The 22,806-nt window shown below is 73.3% G+C and carries 26 protein-coding genes; 20 read left to right on the top strand and 6 right to left on the bottom strand.

Annotation, left to right across the window (positions count from 1 at the left end; translation table 11 throughout):
• Position 1 precedes the first annotated feature (1 nt).
• Positions 2–355: a hypothetical protein gene (locus AA23TX_RS06445; protein WP_155541653.1), complete on the top strand. Its 354-nt coding sequence runs from the start codon at positions 2–4 to the stop codon at positions 353–355.
• Positions 356–364: 9 nt separating this feature from the next.
• Here AA23TX_RS06445 and AA23TX_RS06440 read toward each other — a convergent pair whose 3' ends face one another.
• A complete protein-coding gene (locus tag AA23TX_RS06440) occupies positions 365–1,411 on the bottom strand; it encodes a T6SS phospholipase effector Tle1-like catalytic domain-containing protein (protein ID WP_155541652.1) in 1,047 nt (348 codons plus the stop codon).
• Between the two features lie 517 nt (positions 1,412–1,928).
• Complete coding sequence (locus tag AA23TX_RS06435) at positions 1,929–2,489, bottom strand: hypothetical protein (RefSeq protein WP_230862372.1); 561 nt, start codon at positions 2,487–2,489, stop codon at positions 1,929–1,931.
• Positions 2,490–2,555: 66 nt separating this feature from the next.
• Here AA23TX_RS06435 and AA23TX_RS06430 point away from each other — a divergent pair, with 66 nt between their 5' ends.
• The 7 genes from AA23TX_RS06430 (at position 2,556) to AA23TX_RS06400 (ending at position 7,765) form a co-directional block, all read left to right on the top strand.
• Positions 2,556–2,774: a hypothetical protein gene (locus AA23TX_RS06430; RefSeq protein ID WP_155541651.1), complete on the top strand. Its 219-nt coding sequence runs from the start codon at positions 2,556–2,558 to the stop codon at positions 2,772–2,774.
• A 175-nt stretch (positions 2,775–2,949) separates the two neighbouring features.
• Positions 2,950–3,615, top strand: coding sequence for a DUF4097 family beta strand repeat-containing protein (locus AA23TX_RS06425; protein ID WP_155541650.1), 666 nt, complete (start codon positions 2,950–2,952; stop codon positions 3,613–3,615).
• 87 nt (positions 3,616–3,702) lie between these two features.
• Entirely contained in the window at positions 3,703–4,461 is a 759-nt protein-coding gene (locus AA23TX_RS06420; RefSeq protein ID WP_439328748.1) for an IclR family transcriptional regulator, read from the top strand.
• A gap of 84 nt (positions 4,462–4,545) precedes the next feature.
• The gene (locus AA23TX_RS06415) at positions 4,546–5,577 is read left to right on the top strand and encodes a Rieske 2Fe-2S domain-containing protein (protein WP_155541648.1); all 1,032 of its coding nucleotides are present in this window, start codon (positions 4,546–4,548) and stop codon (positions 5,575–5,577) included.
• Entirely contained in the window at positions 5,574–5,738 is a 165-nt protein-coding gene (locus AA23TX_RS06410) for a hypothetical protein (RefSeq protein ID WP_155541647.1), read from the top strand. The genes AA23TX_RS06415 and AA23TX_RS06410 overlap by 4 nt, the downstream gene beginning before the upstream one ends.
• A complete protein-coding gene (locus AA23TX_RS06405; RefSeq protein ID WP_155541646.1) occupies positions 5,735–6,664 on the top strand; it encodes a PDR/VanB family oxidoreductase in 930 nt (309 codons plus the stop codon). The genes AA23TX_RS06410 and AA23TX_RS06405 overlap by 4 nt, the downstream gene beginning before the upstream one ends.
• 48 nt (positions 6,665–6,712) lie before the next feature.
• Entirely contained in the window at positions 6,713–7,765 is a 1,053-nt protein-coding gene (locus AA23TX_RS06400) for a hypothetical protein (protein WP_155541645.1), read from the top strand.
• A 3-nt stretch (positions 7,766–7,768) separates the two neighbouring features.
• Here AA23TX_RS06400 and AA23TX_RS06395 read toward each other — a convergent pair whose 3' ends face one another.
• Positions 7,769–8,719: a zinc-binding dehydrogenase gene (locus AA23TX_RS06395; protein WP_439328747.1), complete on the bottom strand. Its 951-nt coding sequence runs from the start codon at positions 8,717–8,719 to the stop codon at positions 7,769–7,771.
• 151 nt (positions 8,720–8,870) lie between these two features.
• Between AA23TX_RS06395 and AA23TX_RS06390 the strand changes: the two genes are divergently transcribed.
• From AA23TX_RS06390 to AA23TX_RS06380, 3 genes are all read left to right on the top strand, one after another.
• Positions 8,871–9,992, top strand: coding sequence for a serine hydrolase domain-containing protein (locus tag AA23TX_RS06390; RefSeq protein ID WP_155541644.1), 1,122 nt, complete (start codon positions 8,871–8,873; stop codon positions 9,990–9,992).
• A gap of 41 nt (positions 9,993–10,033) precedes the next feature.
• A complete protein-coding gene (locus tag AA23TX_RS06385) occupies positions 10,034–10,192 on the top strand; it encodes a hypothetical protein (RefSeq protein WP_155541643.1) in 159 nt (52 codons plus the stop codon).
• Between the two features lie 124 nt (positions 10,193–10,316).
• On the top strand, positions 10,317–11,981 hold the full coding sequence (locus tag AA23TX_RS06380; protein WP_230862371.1) for an alpha/beta hydrolase: 1,665 nt from the start codon (positions 10,317–10,319) through the stop codon (positions 11,979–11,981).
• A 61-nt stretch (positions 11,982–12,042) separates the two neighbouring features.
• On the opposite strand, the gene AA23TX_RS06375 is transcribed toward AA23TX_RS06380, so the two are convergent.
• The gene (locus tag AA23TX_RS06375; RefSeq protein ID WP_155541642.1) at positions 12,043–12,939 is read right to left on the bottom strand and encodes an SDR family oxidoreductase; all 897 of its coding nucleotides are present in this window, start codon (positions 12,937–12,939) and stop codon (positions 12,043–12,045) included.
• 119 nt (positions 12,940–13,058) lie between these two features.
• Here AA23TX_RS06375 and AA23TX_RS06370 point away from each other — a divergent pair, with 119 nt between their 5' ends.
• Positions 13,059–13,646, top strand: coding sequence for a TetR/AcrR family transcriptional regulator (locus tag AA23TX_RS06370; RefSeq protein WP_155541641.1), 588 nt, complete (start codon positions 13,059–13,061; stop codon positions 13,644–13,646).
• On the opposite strand, the gene AA23TX_RS06365 is transcribed toward AA23TX_RS06370, so the two are convergent.
• Complete coding sequence (locus AA23TX_RS06365) at positions 13,622–14,392, bottom strand: methyltransferase (RefSeq protein WP_155541640.1); 771 nt, start codon at positions 14,390–14,392, stop codon at positions 13,622–13,624. The two genes, AA23TX_RS06370 and AA23TX_RS06365, sit on opposite strands and share 25 nt — an antisense overlap.
• Before the next feature lie 170 nt (positions 14,393–14,562).
• Between AA23TX_RS06365 and AA23TX_RS06360 the strand changes: the two genes are divergently transcribed.
• Positions 14,563–14,952 (top strand): STAS domain-containing protein, encoded by a 390-nt coding sequence (locus AA23TX_RS06360; RefSeq protein WP_155541639.1) that lies wholly within the window; start codon positions 14,563–14,565, stop codon positions 14,950–14,952.
• Entirely contained in the window at positions 14,942–15,730 is a 789-nt protein-coding gene (locus tag AA23TX_RS06355; protein ID WP_155541638.1) for a GAF and ANTAR domain-containing protein, read from the top strand. Before AA23TX_RS06360 ends, AA23TX_RS06355 begins: the two co-directional genes overlap by 11 nt.
• Before the next feature lie 34 nt (positions 15,731–15,764).
• Here the strand turns inward: AA23TX_RS06355 and AA23TX_RS06350 are convergent, their stop codons facing one another.
• Positions 15,765–16,133 (bottom strand): STAS domain-containing protein, encoded by a 369-nt coding sequence (locus AA23TX_RS06350; RefSeq protein WP_155541637.1) that lies wholly within the window; start codon positions 16,131–16,133, stop codon positions 15,765–15,767.
• Between the two features lie 117 nt (positions 16,134–16,250).
• On the opposite strand from AA23TX_RS06350, the gene AA23TX_RS06345 reads away from it, so the two are divergent.
• From AA23TX_RS06345 to AA23TX_RS06320, 6 genes are all read left to right on the top strand, one after another.
• On the top strand, positions 16,251–17,060 hold the full coding sequence (locus AA23TX_RS06345) for a MerR family transcriptional regulator (protein WP_155541636.1): 810 nt from the start codon (positions 16,251–16,253) through the stop codon (positions 17,058–17,060).
• Between the two features lie 104 nt (positions 17,061–17,164).
• Positions 17,165–19,147 carry an APC family permease gene (locus tag AA23TX_RS06340; RefSeq protein ID WP_155541635.1) on the top strand — a complete coding sequence of 661 codons (1,983 nt, stop codon included), beginning with the start codon at positions 17,165–17,167 and terminating at the stop codon, positions 19,145–19,147.
• A 160-nt stretch (positions 19,148–19,307) separates the two neighbouring features.
• A complete protein-coding gene (locus AA23TX_RS06335) occupies positions 19,308–20,114 on the top strand; it encodes a hypothetical protein (RefSeq protein WP_155541634.1) in 807 nt (268 codons plus the stop codon).
• Complete coding sequence (locus AA23TX_RS06330) at positions 20,114–20,548, top strand: phage holin family protein (RefSeq protein ID WP_155541633.1); 435 nt, start codon at positions 20,114–20,116, stop codon at positions 20,546–20,548. Before AA23TX_RS06335 ends, AA23TX_RS06330 begins: the two co-directional genes overlap by 1 nt.
• Complete coding sequence (locus tag AA23TX_RS06325) at positions 20,545–21,186, top strand: DUF3618 domain-containing protein (protein ID WP_155541632.1); 642 nt, start codon at positions 20,545–20,547, stop codon at positions 21,184–21,186. The genes AA23TX_RS06330 and AA23TX_RS06325 overlap by 4 nt, the downstream gene beginning before the upstream one ends.
• Before the next feature lie 98 nt (positions 21,187–21,284).
• Complete coding sequence (locus tag AA23TX_RS06320) at positions 21,285–22,787, top strand: phosphodiester glycosidase family protein (RefSeq protein WP_230862370.1); 1,503 nt, start codon at positions 21,285–21,287, stop codon at positions 22,785–22,787.
• The last annotated feature ends 19 nt before the right edge of the window (positions 22,788–22,806 follow it).

The raw sequence follows: 22,806 nt of genomic DNA, 5'->3' as shown, positions 1-22,806 counted from the left end.
GATGACGGACAGCCGGTCGTACCCGGCCATGCACCCGCCCCGCCGGATCGGGTTCGCGGTCACCTGCTGGTTCCTGGCGCTGCTCGGCGGGGCCGGCGCGGTCCTGTTCGGCTCTGCCGCGGCGATGAGCACCGACTCGTGCCGGCCGGACGAAATCGTGTTCCCCTGTACCGAAACCGGGCAGCAGGTCGTCTTCTGGCTGCCGCCGGTCGGCTGGATCGTCTCGAACCTGCTGGCCTGGCTGACCAGCGCACTCCTGATCCGGCGCGGCGGGCCTCGCTGGCCGGGCGTCTTCGTCGGCGTGGTGGTCTACACGATCGCGATGGTGGCCGGCTGGTTCGTCGCCGTGCGCTGAGCTTTCCGCTCAAACCGTGGTGATCTTGGGGCTGCCTTCGAGGTAGGTCGCGAGGTTCGCGGGCGAGTACGCCATCGCCTGGTGCCGGTCGCGGGCGCTGGACGCCAGGGACTCCGACGGCTCGTCCGCCTTGCCGATCGGGCGGTCGGCCGAGCCGAACAGCCGGAAGAACGCGTTGAGGGAGTTGTGCAGCTCGCCTTCCGCGTTCGCGTCGGCCAGGTCGCCGAACGCGCCCGGGTCGAAGCCGAGGCCGCACCGCTCGGCGCGGTTCGCGAGCCACCGCAGGGCGATGTCGGACAGGTCGTGCTCCTGGTACCCGCCGCCGACGTCGGAATGCGCGCCGGTGAACCAGACCTGCTCGCGTTCCTGGTTCTGCTCCGCGCGCTTGAACGAGGGTTGCCAGACGGCCGGGACGTAGGACTTCCGGTGCTCGTCCACCGCCAGTGCCTGGAAGGCCGACCGGACGGTCGAGCTCAGCGTCATGTCGTGGAACTGCCAGCGCCGGTTGATCAGGTGCAGCAAGCGGCCGCCGCTGAGCGGGATGCCCAGCGCGCCGACTGTGTCCCACACCCCGATGAACCGGATGGGCGTCACTTTCTCGCAGGCGTGCTCGGCGCGGAACCGCACGGCCGCGGGACTGTCCGGCCCGGTCGCCACGTCGCGGTCCCGGTAGAGCCGGTACGCCTCGCCGATCCGGTCGGCGTGGTCGGGACGCAGGACTCCGCAGTTGCGGATGAGCCCGACCGTGCTGCGCGCGGTGTAGGCACCGCGGCTGAACCCGAAGAAGTACAGGTCGTCGCCGGGCGCGTAGTTCTCGACGACGAACCGGTAGGCGTCCCGCACGTTGGCCGACAGGCCCCAGCCGAACGCCCCGCCGGCCAGGTGACCCAGCCACGGCAGCCCGGCGCCGACGCCCTTGAGGTAGCAGGTCAGCTGGCGCACGCCGTCCGGGGCTTCGCCGGGCACCGCGTCCCACACCTTCGCGACGTTCGTCCGAGCCGGCTGCTTGAGGGAGTTCCACGTCCCGTCGCAGCAGATCACCAGTCGTTTCTTCATCCTGCCTCCCCGGCCCGCCGGACACGCGTGAGTCGCGTCCGGACGGTCGCCCGTTACGCCCGGGGCGGAGGTTTCGGACTCGTCTCGTTCCCGGTGATCATCCGGCGGACCTTCAGTCGGAGACGGTCAGCCGGATCGACGGCGCAAGAGCCTTCGCCGGGTCCGCTTCCGGGCCTGCGGCCTGCGGCCCGCGGCGCGCGGCGCGCGGCGCAGGGAAATCGTGCGCTCCACCATGCTCGCGAGGAGGCGGGCGGCGTTCGCGCAGTCCACGTCCGCGCGAACGGTGCCCGCGCCGCCGCTCCTGCTCCAGCCGCCGCTGCTCGGTCGCCACGAACGCGCCGACCTTGCCCGGCCAGTACGCGCCGACTTGGTCCGCTCGACGCCCGCCGGGCCGTCCCCGGTAGTCGGCCGCACTACACGGCCGCCGGATCCGTGACGGCGCAACCGCCGGTCGCCGGCCTCGCGACGGGTCGGCCCACCCGGGGGTGAGCCGACCCGTCATCGCGGGAGCGACGCGTCAGCCGCGCAGCAGGGCGAGGATCTGGTTCAGCAGGTTCACCAGCGCCTGCAGGTTGTTCAGCGGGCCCGGGTCGAGCAGGCCCGCGATCGCGCACAGCAGGTTGCCGAGCAGGTTGCCCGGGCCGGCGTCGGCCGTGATGTTCAGGTGGACGCGGTCGAGGTGGACGACCAGGCCGAGCAGGTCGAGGTCGAGCGGCCCGAGCACCAGGTCGAGGATCTGGCAGGACGCCGCCGCGACGCCGGCCGGCACCGTCACCGCGCGGGACTCCGTGCCGACCTGCCGTCCGGCCGAGTCCGTCAGCGTCACGTCGGCGACGCCGTCGGCCAGCAGGTTGCTGCCGTCCGCGACGAAGCCGGTCGGGGTGAACGTGCCGGCCGCCGTGCCGGTGCCGCCCGACGCGTCGGTGAACGTGCCCGTGATCGGGGTGGACAGCGCCGGGATCGCCGGGGCGGCCGGTGCCGGGGCGGCGGACGCCGGGCCCGCGCCGGTGAACAGGGCGACCATCGCGGTCACGAGGATCGCGATGACGGCCGCGATGCCGGTCTTCCGAACTCTCATCGTGGACTCCTTCAGCGGAGGAATGGGACGCTCCAGGGATCCACCGAAACGGCAGCGAGAAACACGATGGGCGGAAAATTCCGCGGTGAGCAATCTCAACTGATCGACATCGCGGATCGCCGTAACCAATCCGGAATGGACTCGTTTGCGCCGCCGCGCGCGATCACGGATTTTCCTTACTGTAGCACGTTTATCGAGCTTGACCAGGTGCGGGCCGTCGACAAAGAACTGTCCACTCAGAACTACTGTGACAGACCGGAAGAAATGTTCCCAAGCCCGGGTTGAACCGAATGCACGACTCGCATTACCCCCGAATGCCGCACCGTGATCACCCGTGGTTCCCGCGTCACCGGCCGCCGTGTCAGGCGCGGTGTCAGTGCCGTGGCCGCCGGGTGTCAGCACGCCCGGCGACAGTGGTTCTCGTCCCCAGCACCGGGGGCCACGAACCCAGGAGAACACGATGCGCACCTTCGCCACCGCCGCCCCGATCACCGCCGCCTTCGACCTGGCCGCCGGCCGCATCCGGCTCGCCGCCGCCGAGCGCGCCGACACCACCGTCGAGGTCCGCCCCGCCGACCCCGGCAAGAACCGCGACGTCAAGGCGGCCGCGCAGACCACCGTCACCTACGAAGACGGCGTGCTGCGCGTCCACACCCCGCAGGGCCGCAACCAGTACTTCGGCCCCTCGGGATCCGTCGAGGTCACCGTCGGGCTGCCCGCGGACTCCCGCGTCGAGGCGACCACCGCCGGCACCGAGCTCGACGGCACCGGCCGCCTGGGCGAGGTCACCTTCACCGGCGCTTACCGCCACATCAAGCTCGACGAAGCCGCGAGCGTCCACCTCACCGCCACCGACGGCGACGTCGAGATCGGCCGCCTGGCCGGACCGGCCGAGATCACCACCGCCCGCGGCGACATCCGCATCGGGGAGGCGACCAGCGGCCTGGTCACGCTGACGACCCAGGCCGGTTCCATCGACGTCGGCGCCGCTCCCGGCGTCTCGGCTTCGCTGGACGCCGGTACCTCCTACGGCCGCATCGACAACACCCTCAAGAACACCGGCACCGCCGAGCTCGCCATCCGCGCCACCACGAGCCAGGGCGACATCGTCGCCCGCGGCCTCTGAACCGCCGACGCCGAAGGGGGACCACACCGGAAGGTCCTCCTTCGGCGCACCCGGGGACGGCGCGCGCGTCCACTAAGCTCCGTGGCCGTGCCGCGTCGAGGTCGTGCTCCGGGGCCCACCGGGCCGGTTCTCGGGCGGGCGCTGGGGGTCCTCGCGGCCTTCACCCCGGATCACCCCGCCCTGCGGCTCGGCGAGATCGCCCGCCGGGCCGGGATGCCCGCCGCCACCGCGCACCGCGTCCTGCGGGAGTTCTGCGAGTGGGGTGCGCTCGAGCGGGACGACTCCGGCGTCTACCGCGTCGGGCTGCGGCTGTTCGAACTCGGGTCGCTCGCGCCACGGGGGCTGGGGCTGCGTGAGCGCGCCCTGCCGTTCCTCGAAGACCTCTCCCAGATCACCCGCGAGAACGTGCAGCTCGCGGTCCGCGAAGGCACCGAAGTCGTCTACATCGAGCGGATCGCCGGGACCGGCGCCGTGCCCGTGCTGACGCGCGTCGGCGGGCGGTTCGCGCTCACCGCGACCGGCGTCGGGCTCGTCCTGCTCGCCCACGCGCCCGCCGAGGTCCAGGAGGACGTCCTCCGCAACCCGATCGAGCGGTACACGCCCGAGACCGTCACCGACCCGGACCGCCTGCGGCACATGCTGGCCGACGTGCGCACCCACGGCTTCTCCACCAGCGAACGCCAGGTGACCCTCGACAGCCTCTCGGTCGGCGCGCCCATCCACGACGCGCGCGGCCAGGTCGTCGCCGCCGTCTCGCTCGTCGTCCGGTACGGCAGCGCGTCGCCGCACGCGCTGGCCCCGCTGGTGATGACCAGCGCCCGCGCGATCTCCCGCGCGCTCGGCTGAGCTTTCCATCTTATGAAAATGCCCTTCGCGGGCGTCTCGCCGTGAGCGCAGGCTGTGAGCCCCGCCACGAGAGGACGAAACCCTATGAGCGCCATTCCCCGCGATCAGTGGTACGTCGCCGCGTACGGCTCCGAAATCGGCCAGGACCTGTTCAGCCGCACCATCTGCGCCGAGCCGATCCTGTTCTGGCGGACCCGCGACGGCGGTGTCACCGCGATGGCCGACCGCTGCGTGCACCGCCGGTTCCCGCTGTCGCAGGCCCCGTCGCGGCTCGTCGACGACCAGGTCGTCTGCGGCTACCACGGCTTCACCTACGGCGTCGACGGCAAGTGCGTGTCCGTGCCCGGCCAGACCCGGGTGCCGCGGACCGCGCGGCTGCGGAGCTATCCCGTGGTGGAACAGGACTCCTTCGTCTGGGTGTTCATCGGCGACCCGGAAAAAGCGGCTGCCGCGAAGATCCCGCGGGCCCCCTACCTCGCCTCCCCCGGGTACACGACGGTCGCCGGGATGGAGCCGCTGAAGGCGCGCTATTCGCTGCTGGTCGACAACCTGCTCGACCTCTCGCACGAGACCTACCTGCACGGCGGCTACATCGGCACGCCGGAGGTCGCCGACACGCCGATCACGACGGAGGTCGACGACGAGGCCGGCGTCGTCTACGTGTCCCGGCACATGGCCGACGCGGCGTGCCCGCCGTTCTACGCCAAGTCCACCGGCCTGCAGGGCCGGATCACCCGCTGGCAGGACATCGAGTACACGCCGCCGTGCCTCTACAAGCTGCACAGCCGCATCGCGCCGGTCGGCTCCGTGCCGAACCCGGACGGCAGCGACCCGGACGCCTTCCACGTCGAAGTCGTCTACGCGATCACGCCCGAGACCGAGCACTCGACGCACGACTTCTGGGCGGTGGCCCGGGACTTCGCCCTCGACGACGACGGCGTGTCGGCCTTCCTCGCGGAGAACAACCGCACGGTCGTCCTGCAGGACGTCGAAGCGCTCGACGTCCTCGAGCGGGTGCTCGCCGCCGAACCGGACGGCTACCAGGAGCTGTCGATCAACATCGACACCGGCGGCCTCGCGGCGCGCCGGCTGTTGCAGCGCCTGGTGACGTCGTGACGGGGCCGATGCTCACCGGTGACCGCGTCTACCGGATCCACTGGGTGCTGGGCACCGACCGCCTGCGCGCGGTCTGCCACTGCTCGGCCGAGCGCGAGTTCGACGATCCCGTGGCGCTGTGGGACTGGCTCCTCGCCCATCCCGAGGGGCACGACGCATGAGCCTCGACTTGGTGGTGGCGGACAAGGAAAAGCTCGCCGACGGCGTCGTCCGGCTGACGCTCCGGGCGCCCGACGGGCAGCCGCTCCCGGCCTGGGAACCGGGGGCGCACATCGACCTGCTGCTGCCCGGCGGCACCCGGCAGTACTCGCTGTGCGGACGGCCCGGCGACCCGGCGGCGTACCAGGTCGCGGTCCTCCGTGAGCCCGACGGCCGGGGCGGCTCGGCGTACGTCCACGACGAACTCGTTGCCGGACAACGCATCCAGGCGGACGGACCGCGGAACCACTTCGCACTCGTCGACGCCAAGCGCTACCTGTTCGTCGCCGGCGGCATCGGCATCACGCCGATCCTGCCGATGATCGACCGGGTCGCCGAAACGGGCCGCGAGTGGCAGCTCGTCTACGGCGGCCGGACGCGCTCGTCGATGGCCTTCACCGCCGAACTCGCGCGCCACGAAGACCGCGTGACGATCCGGCCGCAGGACGAGCACGGCCTGCTCGACCTGCCCGCGCTGCTGGCCGAGCCGCGGCCGGACACCGCGGTCTACTGCTGTGGCCCGGAACCGCTGCTGGCGGCGGTGGAACAGCACTGCGCCGGCTGGCCCGAGGGCGCCCTGCGCGTCGAGCGGTTCGCCCCGGTGGCGGACGACGGCCCGCGGACGGCGTTCGAGGTCGAGCTGGCCGGGTCGGGCCGCGTCCTGGCGGTCCCGGCGGACCGGTCGATCCTGGAGGTGATCGAGGAGTCGGGGCTCACCGTCCTGTCGTCGTGCCAGGAAGGAACGTGCGGCACGTGCGAAACCGGCGTCCTCGGCGGCACCCCGGACCACCGCGACTCGGTGCTGACGGCGGAAGAACGGCGGACGGCCGAGGTGATGATGATCTGCGTTTCGCGCTCGTGCTCGCCCCGGCTGGTGCTCGACCTCTGAATCGAGGTGCCCCCGGACCGGCCGGCCGCGTGCCACAATCTGCGTCTTGTGGGTTTCGTCTGGTTCCTGGTCCCCGGTCTGGTGCTCGGTGCGGTCGCCGTCGTGCTCGCGGCCATCGCGTTCTTCAGCTCGCGAGCCGCCGTCGTGCGGTACCGGCTGTTCCTGATCGGGAGCGTGCTGGGCGCGGGCGGCGCGCTCCTGCTCGTGACCGGCTGGCTGCTGGGCGACCCCGCCACGCCGCGGGGTGACGCGCTCAAGACCGGCGGCTTGGCCGGGGGTGCGATCCTCGCCGTCTACGCCCTTTGGATCAACGACCGTCGGCGGCGCACCGAGGAAGCGCGTCACGAAGTCGAGCGGACCCGCGCTCAGCAGGATCGCGAGCGCACGGAGAACGAGCAGTTCGCGAAGGCCGTCGAGCTGCTCGGGCACGCCGCGGACCAGGTCCGGGTCGGTGCGCTGCACGCGCTGGCCGGCCTGGCGCGCACCCGCCCGGCCTACACCCAGACGGTGCTCGACGTGCTGTGCGCGTACCTGCGCCGCCCGTTCGGCCACCCCGGGTACGACGCGCGGCCGGACAACCCGGACGAGGCCGAGCCGGAACCCGACGAGGACTGGCCGGCCGAGCGGATCGCCGAAGCCGACCGCGAACAGCAGGTCCGCCTCACCGCCCAGCGGCTGATCGCCGCGCTGCTGCCCGGCCGGGCCGACGAGGGGGCGGTCCGCTACGACCTCGACCTGACGGCGGCGAACCTCGAGTACCTCGACCTGACCGGCCGCAGCCTCGGGCGGCTCATCGCCCGCCGCGCCCGGCTGCACGGCGTCAACCGGCTCGGCGAGTTGCGGGTCGGGGGCCCGGCGCTGTTCTCCGGCGCGACCTTCCACGGCCGGACCGAGCTGGCCGGCGCCCGGTTCGACGGCGGGATTTCGGTGCTGAAAGCGGAGATCAAGGGCGCCTGGCGGGTGACCGGGGCCCAGGCGCGGGTGTTCGCCGACCTGCGCACCGCCGCTCCCGACGAGCAGTTCGGCGCCTTGACCCTCCTCGGGGACGCCGAGCTCAAGGTCGACGACGACAGCGGCTGGGCGACCCGGTCCGGCGCGTGACCCTCAGGGGAGCACGACCAGCTTCCCGCTGGCCTGGTCGTCCTCCATGTACCGGTGCGCGGCCACGATGTCGGCGAGTCCGAAGACCCGGTCGACGTGGGGCTGGTGGACCCCCGTCTCGACCTCGCCGACGATCCGCTGCAGCACGTCCGCGCGGCCCTTCATGTCCTTGCTGTGGAAGGCCGTCAATTTGGTGCCGGACGGGATCATCGCCACCGGCTGGAAGTCCGCGATCGACCACCCGCTCAGCGACCCGGCCACGCAGACCGTGCCGCCGCGGCGGACCAGGTTCAGCGAGTCGACCGCCGTGCGCGCGCCGACGAGGTCGAGCACGTGGTCGGGTACCCACGGCAGGTCCAGCGGGCCGTCGTCGACGAGGACGTGGGCGACGCCCGCCGCGGTCAGCGCGCCGGCCTTGTCCGGACGCCGGGTCGTCGACGCGACCTCGACGCCGTGGCCGGCCGCGATCGACGCCGCCGCCAGCCCGACCGACGACGTCCCGCCGCGGATCAGCAAGCGTGTTCCCGGCGCGGTGTCCAGGGTGTCGAGCGCGCCCTGGGCCGTCAGGTAGGTCTCGGGAAGGGCCGCCAGGACCTCCCACGCCAGCGTGGTGGTGATGGGCATCAGCAGGTCGTCCGGCAGCAGCGCGTATTCCGCGTAGCCGCCGTCGAACTCGCGTCCCATCTCGCCCATCACCGCCGCGACGGTCGTGCCCTCCGGCAGCGCGGCCGACTCGGCCACGACCCCCACGCACTCGATGCCGAGCACCCGCGGGAACCGCACGTCCGGCGAATGCCCCTGCCGGGTCCGCAGCTCCGACCGGTTCAGGCCGGCCCCCTTCACCCGGACCAGCGTCCAGCCGTCCTGGACCGCCGGTACCGGCAGGTCACGGACCTCCAGGACCTCCGGGCCACCCGCTCCGACACAGACCGCCGCACGCATCGTCGAACTCACGGCGACACCGTGGCACGGGAAGATCCCTCCGGCAACGCATTTGCCCGCGGTAGCGCCAGCGCTACCGGGGATCGGGTAGCCCGCGCTACTGATCTTCGCGCCGGATTCGAGCAGCATTTCCGTATCGAACCGGATCAAGCGAGGAGAACCGATGCGCAAGGGTGCAGTGATCTTGACGGTGGCGGGGCTGCTGGGCGGCCTGACCACGGCGGCGGCCGCGAACCCGAGGTCGCCCGTGCAGGACGGTCTCGACGCGCTGGTGAGCCAGGAGAAGTTCCCGGCCGCCCTCGCCTGGGTGGGCAAGAACGGTACGTCGGCGTCGCTGGTCGCCGGGTCCGCCCGCCTCGACCGCCGCGTCCCGGTCCCGCGCGACGGCCGGGTCCGCGCGGGCAGCAACACGAAGACGTTCACCGCGGTCGTCGTGCTCCAGCTCGTGGCCGAGGGCAAGGTCGAGCTGGACGCGCCGATCGAGAAGTACCTGCCCGGGCTGGTGCGCGGCGAGGGCATCGACGGGAACGCGATCACCGTGCGGCAGCTGCTGCAGCACACGAGCGGGCTGCCGAACTACACCGAGTACATCGGCGTGGAGAACTTCGAAGACGTCCAGCACAAGTTCTTCCAGCCGCACGACCTGCTCGCCGCGGCGCTGGCCCACCCGGCGAAGTTCGCGCCGGGCGCGAAGTGGGAGTACAGCAACACCAACTACCTGCTGGCCGGCCTGCTCATCGAGCACGTGACCGGGCGCCCGGTGCAGGAGCAGATCACGAAGAGGGTGATCGCGAAGGCGGGCCTGCGCGACACGTACTGGCCGCAGCCCGGCGACGAGACCATCCAGGGGCCGCACCCGCACGGCTACGCGCTCGCGAACAGCACGTCCGCGAAGGTCGTCGACGCGACCGAAATGGACCCGTCGTGGGGCGGCGCGGCCGGTCAGCTGATCTCGACGCCGAGCGACCTCGCCCGGCTTTCGCGCGCGCTGCTCGGTGGCGAGCTGCTGCCGCCCGCGCAGCTGGCCGAGATGCGCAAGACGGTGTCCGCGCCGCTGTTCCCGGGGTGGGAGTACGGCCTCGGCCTGTTCCGCGTCCCGCTGAGCTGCGGCGGCGTCTACTGGGGACACGGCGGCGACATCGACGGCTACGAAACCCGTGGTGGCGCCACGGAAGACGGCCGTTCGGTCGGGCTGGCGGTGACCGCGCTGCCGGGCACCTTCGGCGACGGCGAGAAGGCGGCGGTCGCGGTGTTGTCCACTGTGGACACGGCGTTCTGCCGGTGACCGGGGGCTTGGGAAGCCCGGCTCGCGGGTAACCGGCCGCCATGACCGAAGCCGAGAAGGAACCCATCAGCCCCGACGTGCCCCGCCCGCCCGGCGTCCCGGACGTCGACCTCGACATCGAGATCCCCGAGACCGAGCGCAAGAAGCCCGAGCACGAGGACGTCGAAGAGGACGCCGGCGAGGCCGAACCGCCCAGCTGACGCCCCCGCCGGTCACCGGATCGAGGGAATCCGCGGCGCGAACGGTGGTCTCCGGGCTGCCCGCGCCCGTCCCCCCGTGCTTGGGTGGTCCGGGGTGGCCCGGGGACCAAGGGAGGAAGCTGCGGTGCGGACGTCGCGAGCGGGGTTGGCGGTGGCCGTCGCGGTCCTGGTGGCGGCCACGGCGCCGGCCGCCGCGACCACGCCCGATCCGCTCGCGCCCTACCTGACCCAGAAGGTCGCCTGGGGTGCCTGCCCCTTCAAGGCGGAGCAGGACCGGTGCGCGCGGATCACCGTCCCGCGGGACTGGTCCGCGCCGGCCGCGGGGAAGGACCTCCAGGTCTCGATCAGCCGAGTCGCCGCGACCGGGGAGCGGCGGGGCGCGATCCTGGTGAACCCCGGTGGGCCCGGCGGGCAGGGCACCTCGCTCGCCGGCGTGCTGGCCGGCCTGGAACCGGCGGTCAGCGAGCACTACGACTTCGTCGGGATGGACCCGCGCGGCACCGGCCAGGAGGGCGGCGACGACAAGGGACTCGTCTGCCGGGTGCCGACCGGGCGGATCCCCGACGGGGACGACCTCGACGCGCGGAACCGGTCGGCCGCCAGCATCGCGCTGCACCAGCGGACGCCGCGGGCGCTGGCCGAGGCCTGCCAGAGCGACGCGCTCGCGCCCTTCGTCACCACCTGGCAGACCGCGCACGACATGGACCTGATCCGCGCGCTGCTGGGCGACGAGAAGCTGAACTACCTCGGCTACTCCTACGGCACCTGGCTCGGCGCGAAGTACGCGTCGCTGTTCCCCGGGCACGCCGGGCGGGTCGTCCTCGACTCCAGCGTCGACTTCGAAGGGCGGCTCCAGGCCGCTTTCGAGGCGTTCCCGAAGATCGACCAGCGGCAGTTCGACCGCGTCTACGCGCCGTGGCTGGCCCGCCGGTACCCGGACCAGCTGGGCAAGACGGCCTCGGCGGTCAAGAAGAACTGGGAGCGGGTGCGGGCCTACTTCCGCGACGAGGGCGTGTCGCCGGACGCCTTCGACCACGTCTTCGTCGGCAACGGCAGCACGAAGCAGTGGCTGGTCGGCGCGCTGATCCTCACCAAGGGACTGGCGGCCCTCGACGGCACGGCCCCGCCCGCGCCCGCCGACCTCGACCGCGTGGCGCGCACGACGTTCGGGCGCCCGGCCGCGCAGCTGACGGCCAGGGACGTGGCCCCGCCCGAGCCCGACTACGCGGACGTGGGCGGTACCCGGCTGGCGGTGGCGTGCGGCGACCAGCCGACCCGCGCGGCGACCTGGTACAAGGTGCTCAGCGACGTGCAGGGCCCGCAGTACCCGCTCTTCGGCTGGGCGTACGGGCTCAGTGAGGCGTGCGGCTACTGGTCCGACCTCCCCCGGCAGCCGTTGCCCCGGCTGTCACCGGAAGCGGCGAAGAACGTCCTGGTCGTCCAGGGCGAGTTCGACCCGCAGACCGGCTACGAACAGGCCGAGTCGGCGGCGCGGGCGGCCGGTGTCCCGATGGTCTCGGTGGCGGATTCGCCGTTCCACGGCCAGTACGCGGTGAGCGGCAATTCCTGTGTGGATGATTTGGTGAGCGGCTACTTCCTCGGCGCCGCCCGGCCCGCCGCCACGATCTGCCCCGGGGTCCCGCTGCCCGGGGAGAAGCAGGTGTTCCCGGTGGCCGGCCCGGCGGGCGAGGCGACCGGGGAGCCGGTACCGGAGCCGGAGCCGCGGGACGCGCTTTCGTCCACGCGGCAACGGCTCCAGGATCGGATCAGCGAAGTCAACCGCGGCTAGGCTCCCGGGTCTGCCGCGGCCGGTCGTGAGTGAGAAACAGTGTTCTAACCCGGTTTCTCACTCACGACCCCGAGTACGCGCCCGTGTCGAGGTCCTCGATCAGCGTCTTGCCGGTCGGGGTCCACCCGAGCAGCTCCTGCGTGGCGGTGCTCGTCGCCGCCAGGTCCATCGCGAAGAACCCGCCGATCCACCCCCAGTGCTTCTGCGCGTCGGCCGCCGGGATCGAGGCCACCGGCAGGTCGAACGCCCGCCCGATCGCCGCCGCGATCTCCTTCGTCGGCACGCCTTCCTCGGCCACCGCGTGCAGTCGGCTGCCCGCCGGCGCCTTCTCCAGGCCCAGGACGGCCATGCGCGCCGCGTCCGTCACGTGGACCGCCGCCCAGCGGTTCGCGCCGTCGCCCGGGTAGCCGGACACTCCCTTCTCGCGGGCGATCGCCGACAGGATCGCGATGAACCCGTGGTCGCCCGTGCCGTGCACGGTCGGCGAGAACCGCAGGCTCACCGGGTGGACGCCGCGGTCGGCGAACCCGAGCGCGAGGTTCTCCGCGCCGCCGCGCGGGGAGTCCGGGCCGTGGAACGGCGACGCGTCGGCTTCGGTGACCGGCTGGCCCTGCACCAGGCCCGCCACTCCCGAGGCCAGCAGGAACGGGCGGCCGCTGCCCGCGAGCGCGTCGCCGATCGTCTGGACGGCGGCCCGCTCGGCCGCGTTCGACACGGCCTGGTTCGCGAAGTCGTGCTTGTTCGCCAGGTGGATGACCGCGTCGGCCGCTTCGGCGCCGGCGCGGAGGCCGGCCAGGTCGTCGAGGTCGCCGCGCCGGACCCGGACACCCTTCGCCTCGAGCTTCGCGGCGGACCCGTCCGACCTGGCCAGCCCGGTGACCTCGTGGCCCGCGGCGAGCAGCTCGCCGACGACGGCGGTGCCGATCCAGCCGGAGGCTCCGGTGACGAAAACGCGCATGGCGTGAACTCCTTCGAGTGGCTGTGCTTCCCAAAACTGATGTCAGTGACCGACGTCAGTCGCTGACATCCACACCGTACGCCTTTATGTCAGCCGCTGCCATCACTAGACTCGGCCGCATGGTGCGCTGGGAACCCGGGACCGCGGAGCGGCTGCAGAAGGCCGCGCTCGAACTGTTCGCCACCCGCGGGTACGAGCAGACGACCGCCGCGGAGATCGCGCAGTCCGTCGGGCTGACCGAACGCACCTTCTTCCGGCACTTCAGCGACAAGCGCGAGGTGCTGTTCCAGGGGCAGGAACTGCTGGTCCAGGCGTTTCTCGACGGTATCGACGCCGCTCCACCGGAAGCGTCGCCGCTCGAGGTCGTCGCCTCCGCGCTGGCGACGGCCGCGAAGTTCTTCCCGGACGAGCGCCGCCCGCACTCCCGTATGCGGCAGTCCGTCATCGACCGGAACCCGGCGCTGCAGGAACGGGAGCAGCACAAGCTGACCACCCTGGCGACGACAGTCGCTGACGCCCTGCGTGCCCGGGGCGTCGACGAACTCGCGGCCACGCTGGCGGCGGAGTCGGGCGCGACCGTGTTCGGGATCGCGTTCACGCGGTGGTTGCGCGAGGAGAAGTCACTGGCTGACATCGCGGCGGACGTGCTGGCCGAGCTGCTGCTGCTGGCCGAAACGGCCGCTCAGGCCTTGCGCCCGACCAGGTGAAAGACGCGGCTGAGCCGGCGGTAGGGGTCTCGCCGGCCGGCTTCGAGCTCGACGGCCGCCACGCGCTCCGCGTCGGCCGGATCCACCTCGGCGCCGCCGAACCCGAGCCAGTCGACGAACAGCCAGACGCCGTACCACCGCACGGGCTCCACGCCCCGGTCGCGAAGGAGCTCGCTCAGCTCCTCGACGGTGTCCGCCCGGGTCGGGACGCCCAGCACGCCGATCTCCGTGTCCGCGTCGAACGCCGCGAGGGCGTCCTCCCACCGCTGCTCCAAGGCCGGCCGCACCGCCATCGCGTGGGCGTTGCCGGTCATGATCGAGACGACACCCCCGGCCGCGACGCACCGGCACAGCCGGTCGAGCACCGGTTCCGGCCGCACGAGGTAGCCGAGGACACCGTGGCAGAGAACGGCGTCGAAGCGCCGCCCGCCGACCGCCTCCTCGGCGTGCTCCCCGTCGGCCTCCACGAACGTCACGCGGCCGCGGATCCCGGGTGACAGCCGCTGCCGTGCCTTGTCCAGCATCGCCGGGGACGGGTCCAGCAAGGTGACGTCGTACCCCGCCCCGGCCAGCGGAAAGGACTGGTGACCGGCGCCGCCGCCGACGTCGAGCACGGTGGCCGGGGGCGCCGGGAGGTGCTCCAGCAGCTGGCGGTGCAGGACGTAGGTGCGCACGCGCCCCTTCACCGACGCGTAGGCGTCGTCGGCGAAGTGGCCGGCCAGCGCGGCCCAGGCGTCGTCACCCACGCGGACCACCGTACCGGCGCGGGCGTGGTGACTCGGGGGCCGCGGGCGGGGTAATGTCAGCGTCGCTGCGGTTGAGCACAGCAGCCGCCCCCTGGAACCCATCCGCCCGCGCGATTCCCCGCGCCGGCCGGGACGGCGGGCTCGCCCGCCTCACCGAGGTGAGGACGCTCATGCACGACACCATCACTCGCCCAGGCGTTGCCTTCCTGGTGGAAGCACCGCCCCGGATCGCCATCACGACGACGGCCGAGCGCACGGTCGTGGCCGTCACCGGCGAGCTCGACCTGTCGGCGACCGGCCGGCTCGCCGCCCGGCTCGGCGAAGAGCTCGACCTCGCGCCGCGAGCGCTGGTCATCGACCTGACGCGCCTCGACTTCTGCTCGGTGCGCGGGCTGAGCGTGGTGCTGGACGCGGTGGCCGCGGCCCGCGCGGCCGGGATCCCGGTGGCCGTCGCCGCCGACGGGCGGGCGGTGCGGCGTCCGGTCGAGGTCCTGGGGCTCGGCGACGCGCTGCCGCTGTACCGCACGCTCGCCGACGCGGAGGAGCACCGTGTCCGCTGAGCAGGAGTGGCAGCGCGCCAAGGAGACGTTCGTAGCCGGCGAAGACCGGCCCACGGCCGGCCCCCTGGCCGGGGAGTTCGCCCGGCTGACGAGCCGGCTGCTCACCGCCCTCAGCGTCGAAGACGTCCTGGAGCGCGTCCTCGAAGCGACCACGCTCATGGTGCCGTCGGCCGACCTGGCCAGCTTCACCCTGGTCGACGCGGACGGCCGGTTCCACACCCCCGCCGAGACCGACGCGGTCGCCATCGAGCTGGACCTGCTGCAGTACCGGTTCCGGGAAGGGCCGTGCGTCGAGGCCGCCGTGCCGGCCGGCCCGGCCGTGGCGATCGCACCGGACCTGGCCGACGAGCCCCGCTGGCCGCAGTGGGCGCCGGCCGCCGTCGGGCTGGGCGTGGGCGCGGTCCTCTCCACCGCGCTCATCCCCGGCGCGCCGACCGGCCGGTCCGTCGGCGCGCTCAACGTCTACTCGCGCTCCGCGGGCGGGCTGGACGACGCCGACCGCGACGTCCTGCTGCTGCTGGCCACGCACGCGTCGCTGGCCATCGCCACCACCGACGCCGTGACGCGCAGCGAGCTGCAGGCGGCCCACCTGCGCACGGCGATCGAGAGCCGGGACGTGATCGGCCAGGCCAAGGGCATCATCATGGCGCGCCGGGGCGTTTCGGCGGAGGAGGCGTTCGACGTCCTGCGGCGCACCTCCCAGGACCTGAACGTCAAGCTGGCCGAGCTGGCGCGGACGCTGGCCGAACGGCACGCCGAGATCGACCTGCCCGGCTGACGCCGTCGCCTCGGCTGTCCACAGTGGAGCGAACTCAGCGCCCGGGCCGCCGCCGGATCCAGTCGCGGGCGTCCTCGACCGTCGCGTGCAGGGTGAACGCCTCGTCCAGGTGGCTGAGCCGCACCGCGCGCACCACCGCGCGGTGGGCGGCGACCACCGCGAGCGGCACGCCGCCGTCGGCCGTCTCCGCGACGAGCTCGGCCAGCACCTGCAGGCCCGCCGAACCGCAGAACCCGATCCCGGCCAGGTCGACGATGAGCGCCGCCGGCCGGTCGTCCAGCACGGCACGGGCCCGCTCCCGCAGCACCGGCGCCGACCCGAGGTCCAGGTCGCCGGAGGCCGCGACGACGACGGCTTCGGGCACGGTGCGCACCCGCACGCTCAGCGTCCGCTCGCCGGTCACCGCGCCTCCCTTCGCCGGTGCCGACCTTAAGCCGCCCGCATCGTTTTGTCATCGATTCGCCGCGCGACCGGGGCGCGGAGCGCGGCGGCCCGCGCCCGGCGGGTCCATCATGGGGAGATGAACCAGCCGGTCACCACCCCCGCCGTCACCTGGACGGCGGGAGCGGTCGCCCGGATGCTGGACTTGCCGCCGTCCACCCTGCGCGCGTGGCACCGGCGCTACGGCCTCGCGCTGTCGGCGCCGCAGACCGGCAGCCACCGCCGCTACGGACGCGCCGACGTCGACGCGCTGTTCCGGATGAAGCACCTGATCGAGCAGGGGCTCGGCACCGAGACCGCGGCCGCCCGCGCGTTCCACGCCGACGGCACCACCGACGCCGGGACGCTGCTGGCCGCGGTGCGCGGCCTCGAGCTCGACACCGCGACCGCGCTGCTGGACGCGTACCTCGTCGACCACGACGTCGTCGACACCTGGGAGCACCTGTGCCGGCCGGTGTTCGGCGCGTTGTGCGGCCCGGACGCCGACCACTGCGTCGACCTGGTGCACGGGCTCGCGTGGGCCGTCGCCGCGGCCCTGCACCGCATCCCCGCTCCCCGCAGCGCCGCCCCGCCGGTCCTGCTCGCGTGCGCCGACAGGGACCGGCACACCCTGCCGCTGGAGACACTGCGCGCGGCGCTGGCCGAACAGGGCCGCGCGGCCCTGTTCCTCGGCGGGTCCATTCCGGACACCGCGCTGCGCGACGCCGTCGCCCGCACGCACCCGGCGGCGGTCGTCCTGTGGAGCAGCCGCCCGGCGGCTCCCCCGCGCCGGATCCGCGCGCCCCGGCTCGTCCTCGCCGGGCCCGGCTGGCCACGCCGGACCGGACGCGCCCTGCGCCCGGCCTCCCTCGGCGAAGCCGTCGCACTGCTGACCACCGGGACGCGGTAACCCGCGGAAAACGCCCAAATCGGCCAACGGTGAGCCCCCGGAAAAGGGCATCCCGCGCGTCCGGCATCCTGGGGACCGCTGTGTCCAGGGACGAGGGGACGACGATGGCTGCTTCACCCGAGGTGACCGTGCCGGCGAGTGTCGACAGTCCGGTACCGCCGAAGCCGCCGGCCTCCGGGCTCGCCCGCTGGCTGCTGGAACACCGGGTGGCCCCGGTCGGCCGCCAGGGCGGCGAGGACCACGGCACGCCGCAGGCCTGGTGGAAGGTCATGTGCCTGACCGGCGTCGACTACTTCTCCACCCTCTCCTACCTGCCCGGGATCGCCGCGCTCGCCGCCGGCGCGCTGTCCCCGCTGGCGACGCTGCTGATCGTCGCGCTGACCCTGCTCGGCATGCTGCCGATGTACCGCCGCGTCGCCCGCGAAAGCCCGCACGGGCAGGGCTCGGTGGCGATGCTGGAGGACCTGCTGCCGTTCTGGCGCGGGAAGCTCTTCGTGCTCACCCTGCTGGGCTTCGTCGCGACGTCGTGGATCATCACGATCACGCTGTCGTCGGCCGACGCCACCGTGCACATGCTGGAAAACCCGTACGTGCCCGGCTTCCTGCACGGCCACGCCGTGCTCATCACCGTCGTGCTGCTGCTGATCCTCGGCGGGGTGTTCCTGCTGGGCTTCAGCGAGGCGGTCGGCGTCGCCATCCCGCTCGTCGCGGTCTTCCTGCTGCTCAACGCCGTGGTCACCGTCGCCGGCGTGGTCGACCTGCTCGGCGACTCGGCTGACCTCTCCCGCTGGACCGACGCGCTGACCGCGGGCGGCGGCGGGTTCTTCGGCGTGGTCGGGCCCGCCGTGGTCGCGTTCCCGCTGCTGGTGCTGGGCCTTTCGGGCTTCGAAACCGGCGTCAGCATGATGCCGCTGGTCGCCGCGGACGGAAAGACCGCCGAGGAGCGGCTGGAGTCGCGCATCCGCAACACGCGCAAGCTCCTGACCGCCGCCGCGCTGATCATGTCGGTGTTCCTGATCGCGACGAGCTTCATCACGACGGTGCTGATCCCGGCGGACGCGTTCAAGGAAGGCGGCGAGGCGAACGGCCGGGCCATGGCCTACCTCGCCCACCACGAGCTGGGCGAGATCTTCGGCACCGCCTACGACATCAGCAGCGTCCTGATCCTCTGGTTCGCCGGCGCGTCGGCGATGGCCGGGCTGATCAACATCGTCCCGCGGTACCTGCCCTCCTACGGCATGGCCCCGGAGTGGGGCCGCGCGGTGCGGCCGGTGGTGATCGTCTACACGGTGATCAGCATCCTGATCACCGTCGCGTTCGGCGCCGACGTCAACGCGCAGGCCGGGGCCTACGCGACCGGGATCCTCGCGATGATGGTGTCGGGCGCGGTCGCGGTGACCATCTCGGCGATCCGGCGTAGCCAGCGCGGCGCGGCGATCGGGTTCGGCGTCCTGACGCTGGTGCTGCTGTACGCGCTCGTCGAGAACGTCATCGAAAAGCCGGACGGCATCGCCATCTCGGCCCTGTTCATCCTCGGGATCATCGTCGTCTCCCTGGTTTCGCGGGTTTCGCGGACGACGGAGCTGCGCGCCGAGCGCATCGAGTTCGACGAGGAAGCGCGCCGGTTCATCGCCGATTCCCTGGCCCACGACGGCAACCTGCACATCATCGCCAACCGGCGCCAGGGCGGCGACGAAGCCGAGTACTCGGCCAAGGAAGCCGAACAGCGCTCGATGAACCCGGTTCCCGGCGCCGCCGACATCATCTTCCTGGAGATCGACGTGGTCGACCCGTCGGAGTTCTCCAACGTGCTCGAGGTGCGCGGCGTGGACATCGACGGGTACCGGATCCTGCGCGCGGACAGCCCCGCGGCGCCGAACGCCATCGCCGCGATCCTGCTGGCGCTGCGCGACGTCACCGGCGTCCGGCCGCAGTGCCACTTCGAGTGGGCCGAAGGAAACCCGCTCGGGCACCTGTTCCGCTACCTGATCCTCGGCCGCGGCGACACCGCGCCGGTGGTCCGCGAAATCATCCGCAGCGCGGAAAAGGACCCGGCCCGCCGGCCGGGCATCCACGTCGGCGGCTGACGGCCGGCGCCGGACCCCGCTCGATCTCGACGGCACGCGCGCCGGGACTACCCCCGTTCGCGCCGGACACGCATGCCGGTTTACCGGCGGAATGCCCGGGTAGCCCGCCGCTCTACGCAGCCGTGGGCACCGGAAGTGCCTCGCCCGCAAGGAGGTCGAGATGACACAGGGATCCGGCGGTCAGTCGCCGCCGTCGACGACGGACACCGCGAAGGACGAAGCCCGCGAGGTGGCCACCACGGCCGCCGACCGCGGGGGTGCGGTGGCGCAAACCGCCGCGCAGGAAGCGAAACACGTCGCGGAGCACGCCCAGCGCGAAGCGCGCGATCTGCTTCGCGAGGGCCGGGACCAGCTCGAGGCCCAGGCCAAGGACGGCCAGCGGAAGGCGGCGCAGAGCCTCCACCAGCTGGCCGGTCAGCTGGACCGGATGGCCGAGCAGACCGACTCCCCCGGCGTCGCCGCCGACGTTGCGCGGCAGGTGTCCGGCCGGACCAGGACGGTCGCGGACTGGCTGGAGCACCGCGAACCCGGGGACCTGCTCGACGAGGTGCGGCGCTTCGCCCGCCGCCGTCCGGGCGCGTTCCTGGTCGGTGCGGCCGTGGCGGGCGCGGTCGTCGGACGGCTCACGCGGGGTGTCGTCGCGCAGCAGCAGGAGAATTCCGGGAGCTCGCCGAACGGGCGCGCGGCCGCGGCCGTCCCGCCGGCGCACCCCGGGCCGGCCGGGATCCCGCCGGTGCCGCCGGCTCCCGGGCCGGGCGGGACGGGGTATCCGCCGCCGGTCGCCCCGGGCGGGTACAACGCACCGCAGCCCGGCCCCGGCGCTGCCGCGCCCGGGTACGACGCGCCTCAGCCGGGCGGGCCGGCCGCTCCCGGCGGTCCCGAAGCGCCGTTCCCGGGCGGGTACGCCGCACCGGCGGAACCCCTTCCCCAGCCCACCCGCTACTCCACGCCCGGGCAGGTGCCGTGATGACGCAGACCCCCGGCCCCGCGCCCCGGCCGGTGGTACCCCCGCCGGTCGACGTCGCCGGCTCCTCCGTCGGCGAGCTGTTGTCCAACGTCATGAAGGACGTCTCCACGCTGTTGCGGCAGGAGGTGGCGCTGGCCAAGGCCGAAACGAAGGCCGAAGCCACCAAGGCCGCCAAGGGCGCGGGCCTGTTCGGCGGCGCCGGGTTCGCCGGCTACCTGGTCCTGCTGTTCCTGTCCGTCGCGCTCTGGCAAGGCCTGGAGAACGTGATGGACGGCGGCTGGGCCGCGCTCATCGTCGCGGCCCTGTGGGCGATCATCGGCGCGGTCCTGTACGCCACCGGGCGCAGCGAGTTCCGCCGGATCAACCCGAAACCCGAACGCACCGTCGAGACCCTGCAACGGGTTCCGGACGCACTGAAAGGCGAGCGCTCATGACCGACCCCGACCGGATCCGCCGGGAAATCGAAGGCACGCAACGGAACCTGAGCACCGACGTCAACGCGCTGACCGAAAAGGTGAGTCCCGGCCGCATCGTGGAGCGTCGCGTCGGCCGGCTGCGCACGGCGTTCGGCAGCGCGAAGGACCGCGTGATGGGCACCGCGAACGACCACGCGTCGGCGGCGGGCGACAAGGTCGGCTCGGTCGCCTCCACCGCGCAGGACAAGGCGAGCTCGGTCGCGTCCACGGCCCAGGACAAGGTGAGCGCCGCGGCCGGCGCGGTCTCCGACGCCCCGGAGCAGATCCGCCGCGGCACGCAGGGCAACCCCTTGGCCGCCGGGCTGATCGCGTTCGGCGCGGGCTGGCTCGTCTCGTCCCTGCTGCCGGCGAGCGAGCCCGAGCGCAAGCTGGCGGGCCAGGCGACCGACCTGGCGCGCGAGCAGCTGACCCCGGTGGCCAAGCACGCGGCCGAGGAGCTCAAGGACAACCTGCGCGAGCCGGCTCAGCACGCGGCCGAGTCGGTGCGGTCCGAAGCCGCGGACAGCGCGTCGACCGTCAAGGACGAGGCGCGGTCCGCGGCCGGCGAGGTCACCGACCGGGCGCAGGAGGCCCGGCGGAACGTCCGTTCGTCGTGACCCCCCGGGGCACGGCGCGCACCGCGGGGTCGCGCCGTGCCCCGGAAGTTCAACCGGAACTCCCGCGCGGTCCACCCCGGCGGGGTAGCTTGCTCCGCGTGAAGACTCCGGCGCCGTTCGTCCTGGCCCTGTCCGCCGCGCTCACCCTGGCGCTGAGCACGCCGGCCTCGGCCGCCGGTGCCGTGCTCGCGCCGGGGCTGACCGTCTCCACGACCGTCACCGGGGAAGGCACCGGGCACAACACCTGGACCGTCACCGCGCAGGTACCCGGCGGGTCGAGCCCCGATCCGGACGCGCCGCCGTCCGCGCTCGGGAGCCGTGACCACGCTGATGCGCTCGTAACCTCCTTGCGGGGCAAGGGTTTCGCCGCGCGCGCCGAGCAGGTCGACTGGCCCGCGTTCGCCGACACGCCCCGGGGCGCCCTGGGCTGGCGGGTGCGGGTCGGCTCGTTCGCCGACCGCGCGCAGGCCACGGCCACCGCGAGCGCCATGACCGCGAACGGCTTCACCGGCGCCGTCGAATGGACCGGGCAGGACGGCCCGGAAGCACAAGGTCCGCAACGCGTTCGCGTCGCGGTCGTCGACCCGCGGCGGTTCCGCGGCGACGTCGTCGCGTCCCACGGCGAGTCGGTGGCGGGGCGGCGCACGACGTCGGCGCTGTCGGCCGCCGCGGGGGCGCTCGTCGGGACCAACGGTGGCTTCTTCGTCATCGACCCGCGCGATGGCATCCCCGGCGAACCGGCGGGCATCGGTGTCTACCAGGGCCTCCTGCAGAGCGAAGCCACCACCGGGCGGCCCGCGCTGCTGCTCGGGGACCGGCCGTCGATCGGCGTGCCGCGGACGGCGCTCACCGTCGGCGGCCACGACGTCAACGGGGTCAACCGCAAGCCCGGCCTCGTCCGCAACTGCGGCGAGCCCGGCGACGTCCCGACGGACCGGCCGCTGCACGACACGACCTGCACCCACCCCGACGAACTAGTGCTCTTCACGCCGCAGCTCGGCACGCCGACCCCGGCCGGTGCCGGCGTCGAAGCCGTGCTGGATGCCCACGACGTCGTCACGGCGGTGCGTCCCGCGGGCGGCGACGTGCCGGCGGGCGGGCACACCGTGCAGGGCATCGGCGCGGCGGCGACCTGGCTGAGCGACCACGCGCGGCCGGGCACGAGGCTGCCGGTCGGGACGCGGATCTTCGAAGCGGGCCGGCCGATCCACCCGGCCGGCGTCGTCAACGGCGGCCCGTGGCTGGTCCGCGGCGGGCGGGTCGCGGTGAACGCGGCGGCGGACGGCATCGTGCACCCGGGCGACCCGTCGTTCGTGTACGGCTGGGGCGTCAAGCGCAACCCGCGCACGATGGTCGGCCTCGACCGCCAGGGGCGGCTGCTGATCGTCACCGCCGACGGCCGCCAGCCGGGCTTCGCCGAGGGCCTGTCCCTGATCGAGGGCGCGAAGCTGATGGCCCGGCTGGGCGCGGTGACCGCGATCAACCTCGACGGCGGCGGCTCGACGGCGATGGCGATCGACGGCAAGCTGGTCAGCTCCCCTTCGGACGCGACGGGAGAACGCCCGGTCGGCGACGCGCTGCTGGTGCTGCCGCGGCGCTGATCCGGGAGCGCGCGGCACG

The organism is Amycolatopsis camponoti, assembly GCF_902497555.1.
GTDB lineage: Bacteria > Actinomycetota > Actinomycetes > Mycobacteriales > Pseudonocardiaceae > Amycolatopsis > Amycolatopsis camponoti.
This window is presented reverse-complemented; position numbering and strand designations above follow the sequence as displayed.

Coding starts and splice junctions, on each gene's coding strand:
- AA23TX_RS06445 (WP_155541653.1), top strand. CDS start 2: ATGACGGACAGCCGGTCGTACCCGGCCATGCACCCGCCCCGCCGGATC.
- AA23TX_RS06440 (WP_155541652.1), bottom strand. CDS start 1,411: ATGAAGAAACGACTGGTGATCTGCTGCGACGGGACGTGGAACTCCCTC.
- AA23TX_RS06435 (WP_230862372.1), bottom strand. CDS start 2,489: ATGAGAGTTCGGAAGACCGGCATCGCGGCCGTCATCGCGATCCTCGTG.
- AA23TX_RS06430 (WP_155541651.1), top strand. CDS start 2,556: ATGGGCGGAAAATTCCGCGGTGAGCAATCTCAACTGATCGACATCGCG.
- AA23TX_RS06425 (WP_155541650.1), top strand. CDS start 2,950: ATGCGCACCTTCGCCACCGCCGCCCCGATCACCGCCGCCTTCGACCTG.
- AA23TX_RS06415 (WP_155541648.1), top strand. CDS start 4,546: ATGAGCGCCATTCCCCGCGATCAGTGGTACGTCGCCGCGTACGGCTCC.
- AA23TX_RS06405 (WP_155541646.1), top strand. CDS start 5,735: ATGAGCCTCGACTTGGTGGTGGCGGACAAGGAAAAGCTCGCCGACGGC.
- AA23TX_RS06390 (WP_155541644.1), top strand. CDS start 8,871: ATGCGCAAGGGTGCAGTGATCTTGACGGTGGCGGGGCTGCTGGGCGGC.
- AA23TX_RS06385 (WP_155541643.1), top strand. CDS start 10,034: ATGACCGAAGCCGAGAAGGAACCCATCAGCCCCGACGTGCCCCGCCCG.
- AA23TX_RS06375 (WP_155541642.1), bottom strand. CDS start 12,939: ATGCGCGTTTTCGTCACCGGAGCCTCCGGCTGGATCGGCACCGCCGTC.
- AA23TX_RS06370 (WP_155541641.1), top strand. CDS start 13,059: ATGGTGCGCTGGGAACCCGGGACCGCGGAGCGGCTGCAGAAGGCCGCG.
- AA23TX_RS06360 (WP_155541639.1), top strand. CDS start 14,563: ATGCACGACACCATCACTCGCCCAGGCGTTGCCTTCCTGGTGGAAGCA.
- AA23TX_RS06345 (WP_155541636.1), top strand. CDS start 16,251: ATGAACCAGCCGGTCACCACCCCCGCCGTCACCTGGACGGCGGGAGCG.
- AA23TX_RS06340 (WP_155541635.1), top strand. CDS start 17,165: ATGGCTGCTTCACCCGAGGTGACCGTGCCGGCGAGTGTCGACAGTCCG.
- AA23TX_RS06335 (WP_155541634.1), top strand. CDS start 19,308: ATGACACAGGGATCCGGCGGTCAGTCGCCGCCGTCGACGACGGACACC.
- AA23TX_RS06330 (WP_155541633.1), top strand. CDS start 20,114: ATGACGCAGACCCCCGGCCCCGCGCCCCGGCCGGTGGTACCCCCGCCG.
- AA23TX_RS06325 (WP_155541632.1), top strand. CDS start 20,545: ATGACCGACCCCGACCGGATCCGCCGGGAAATCGAAGGCACGCAACGG.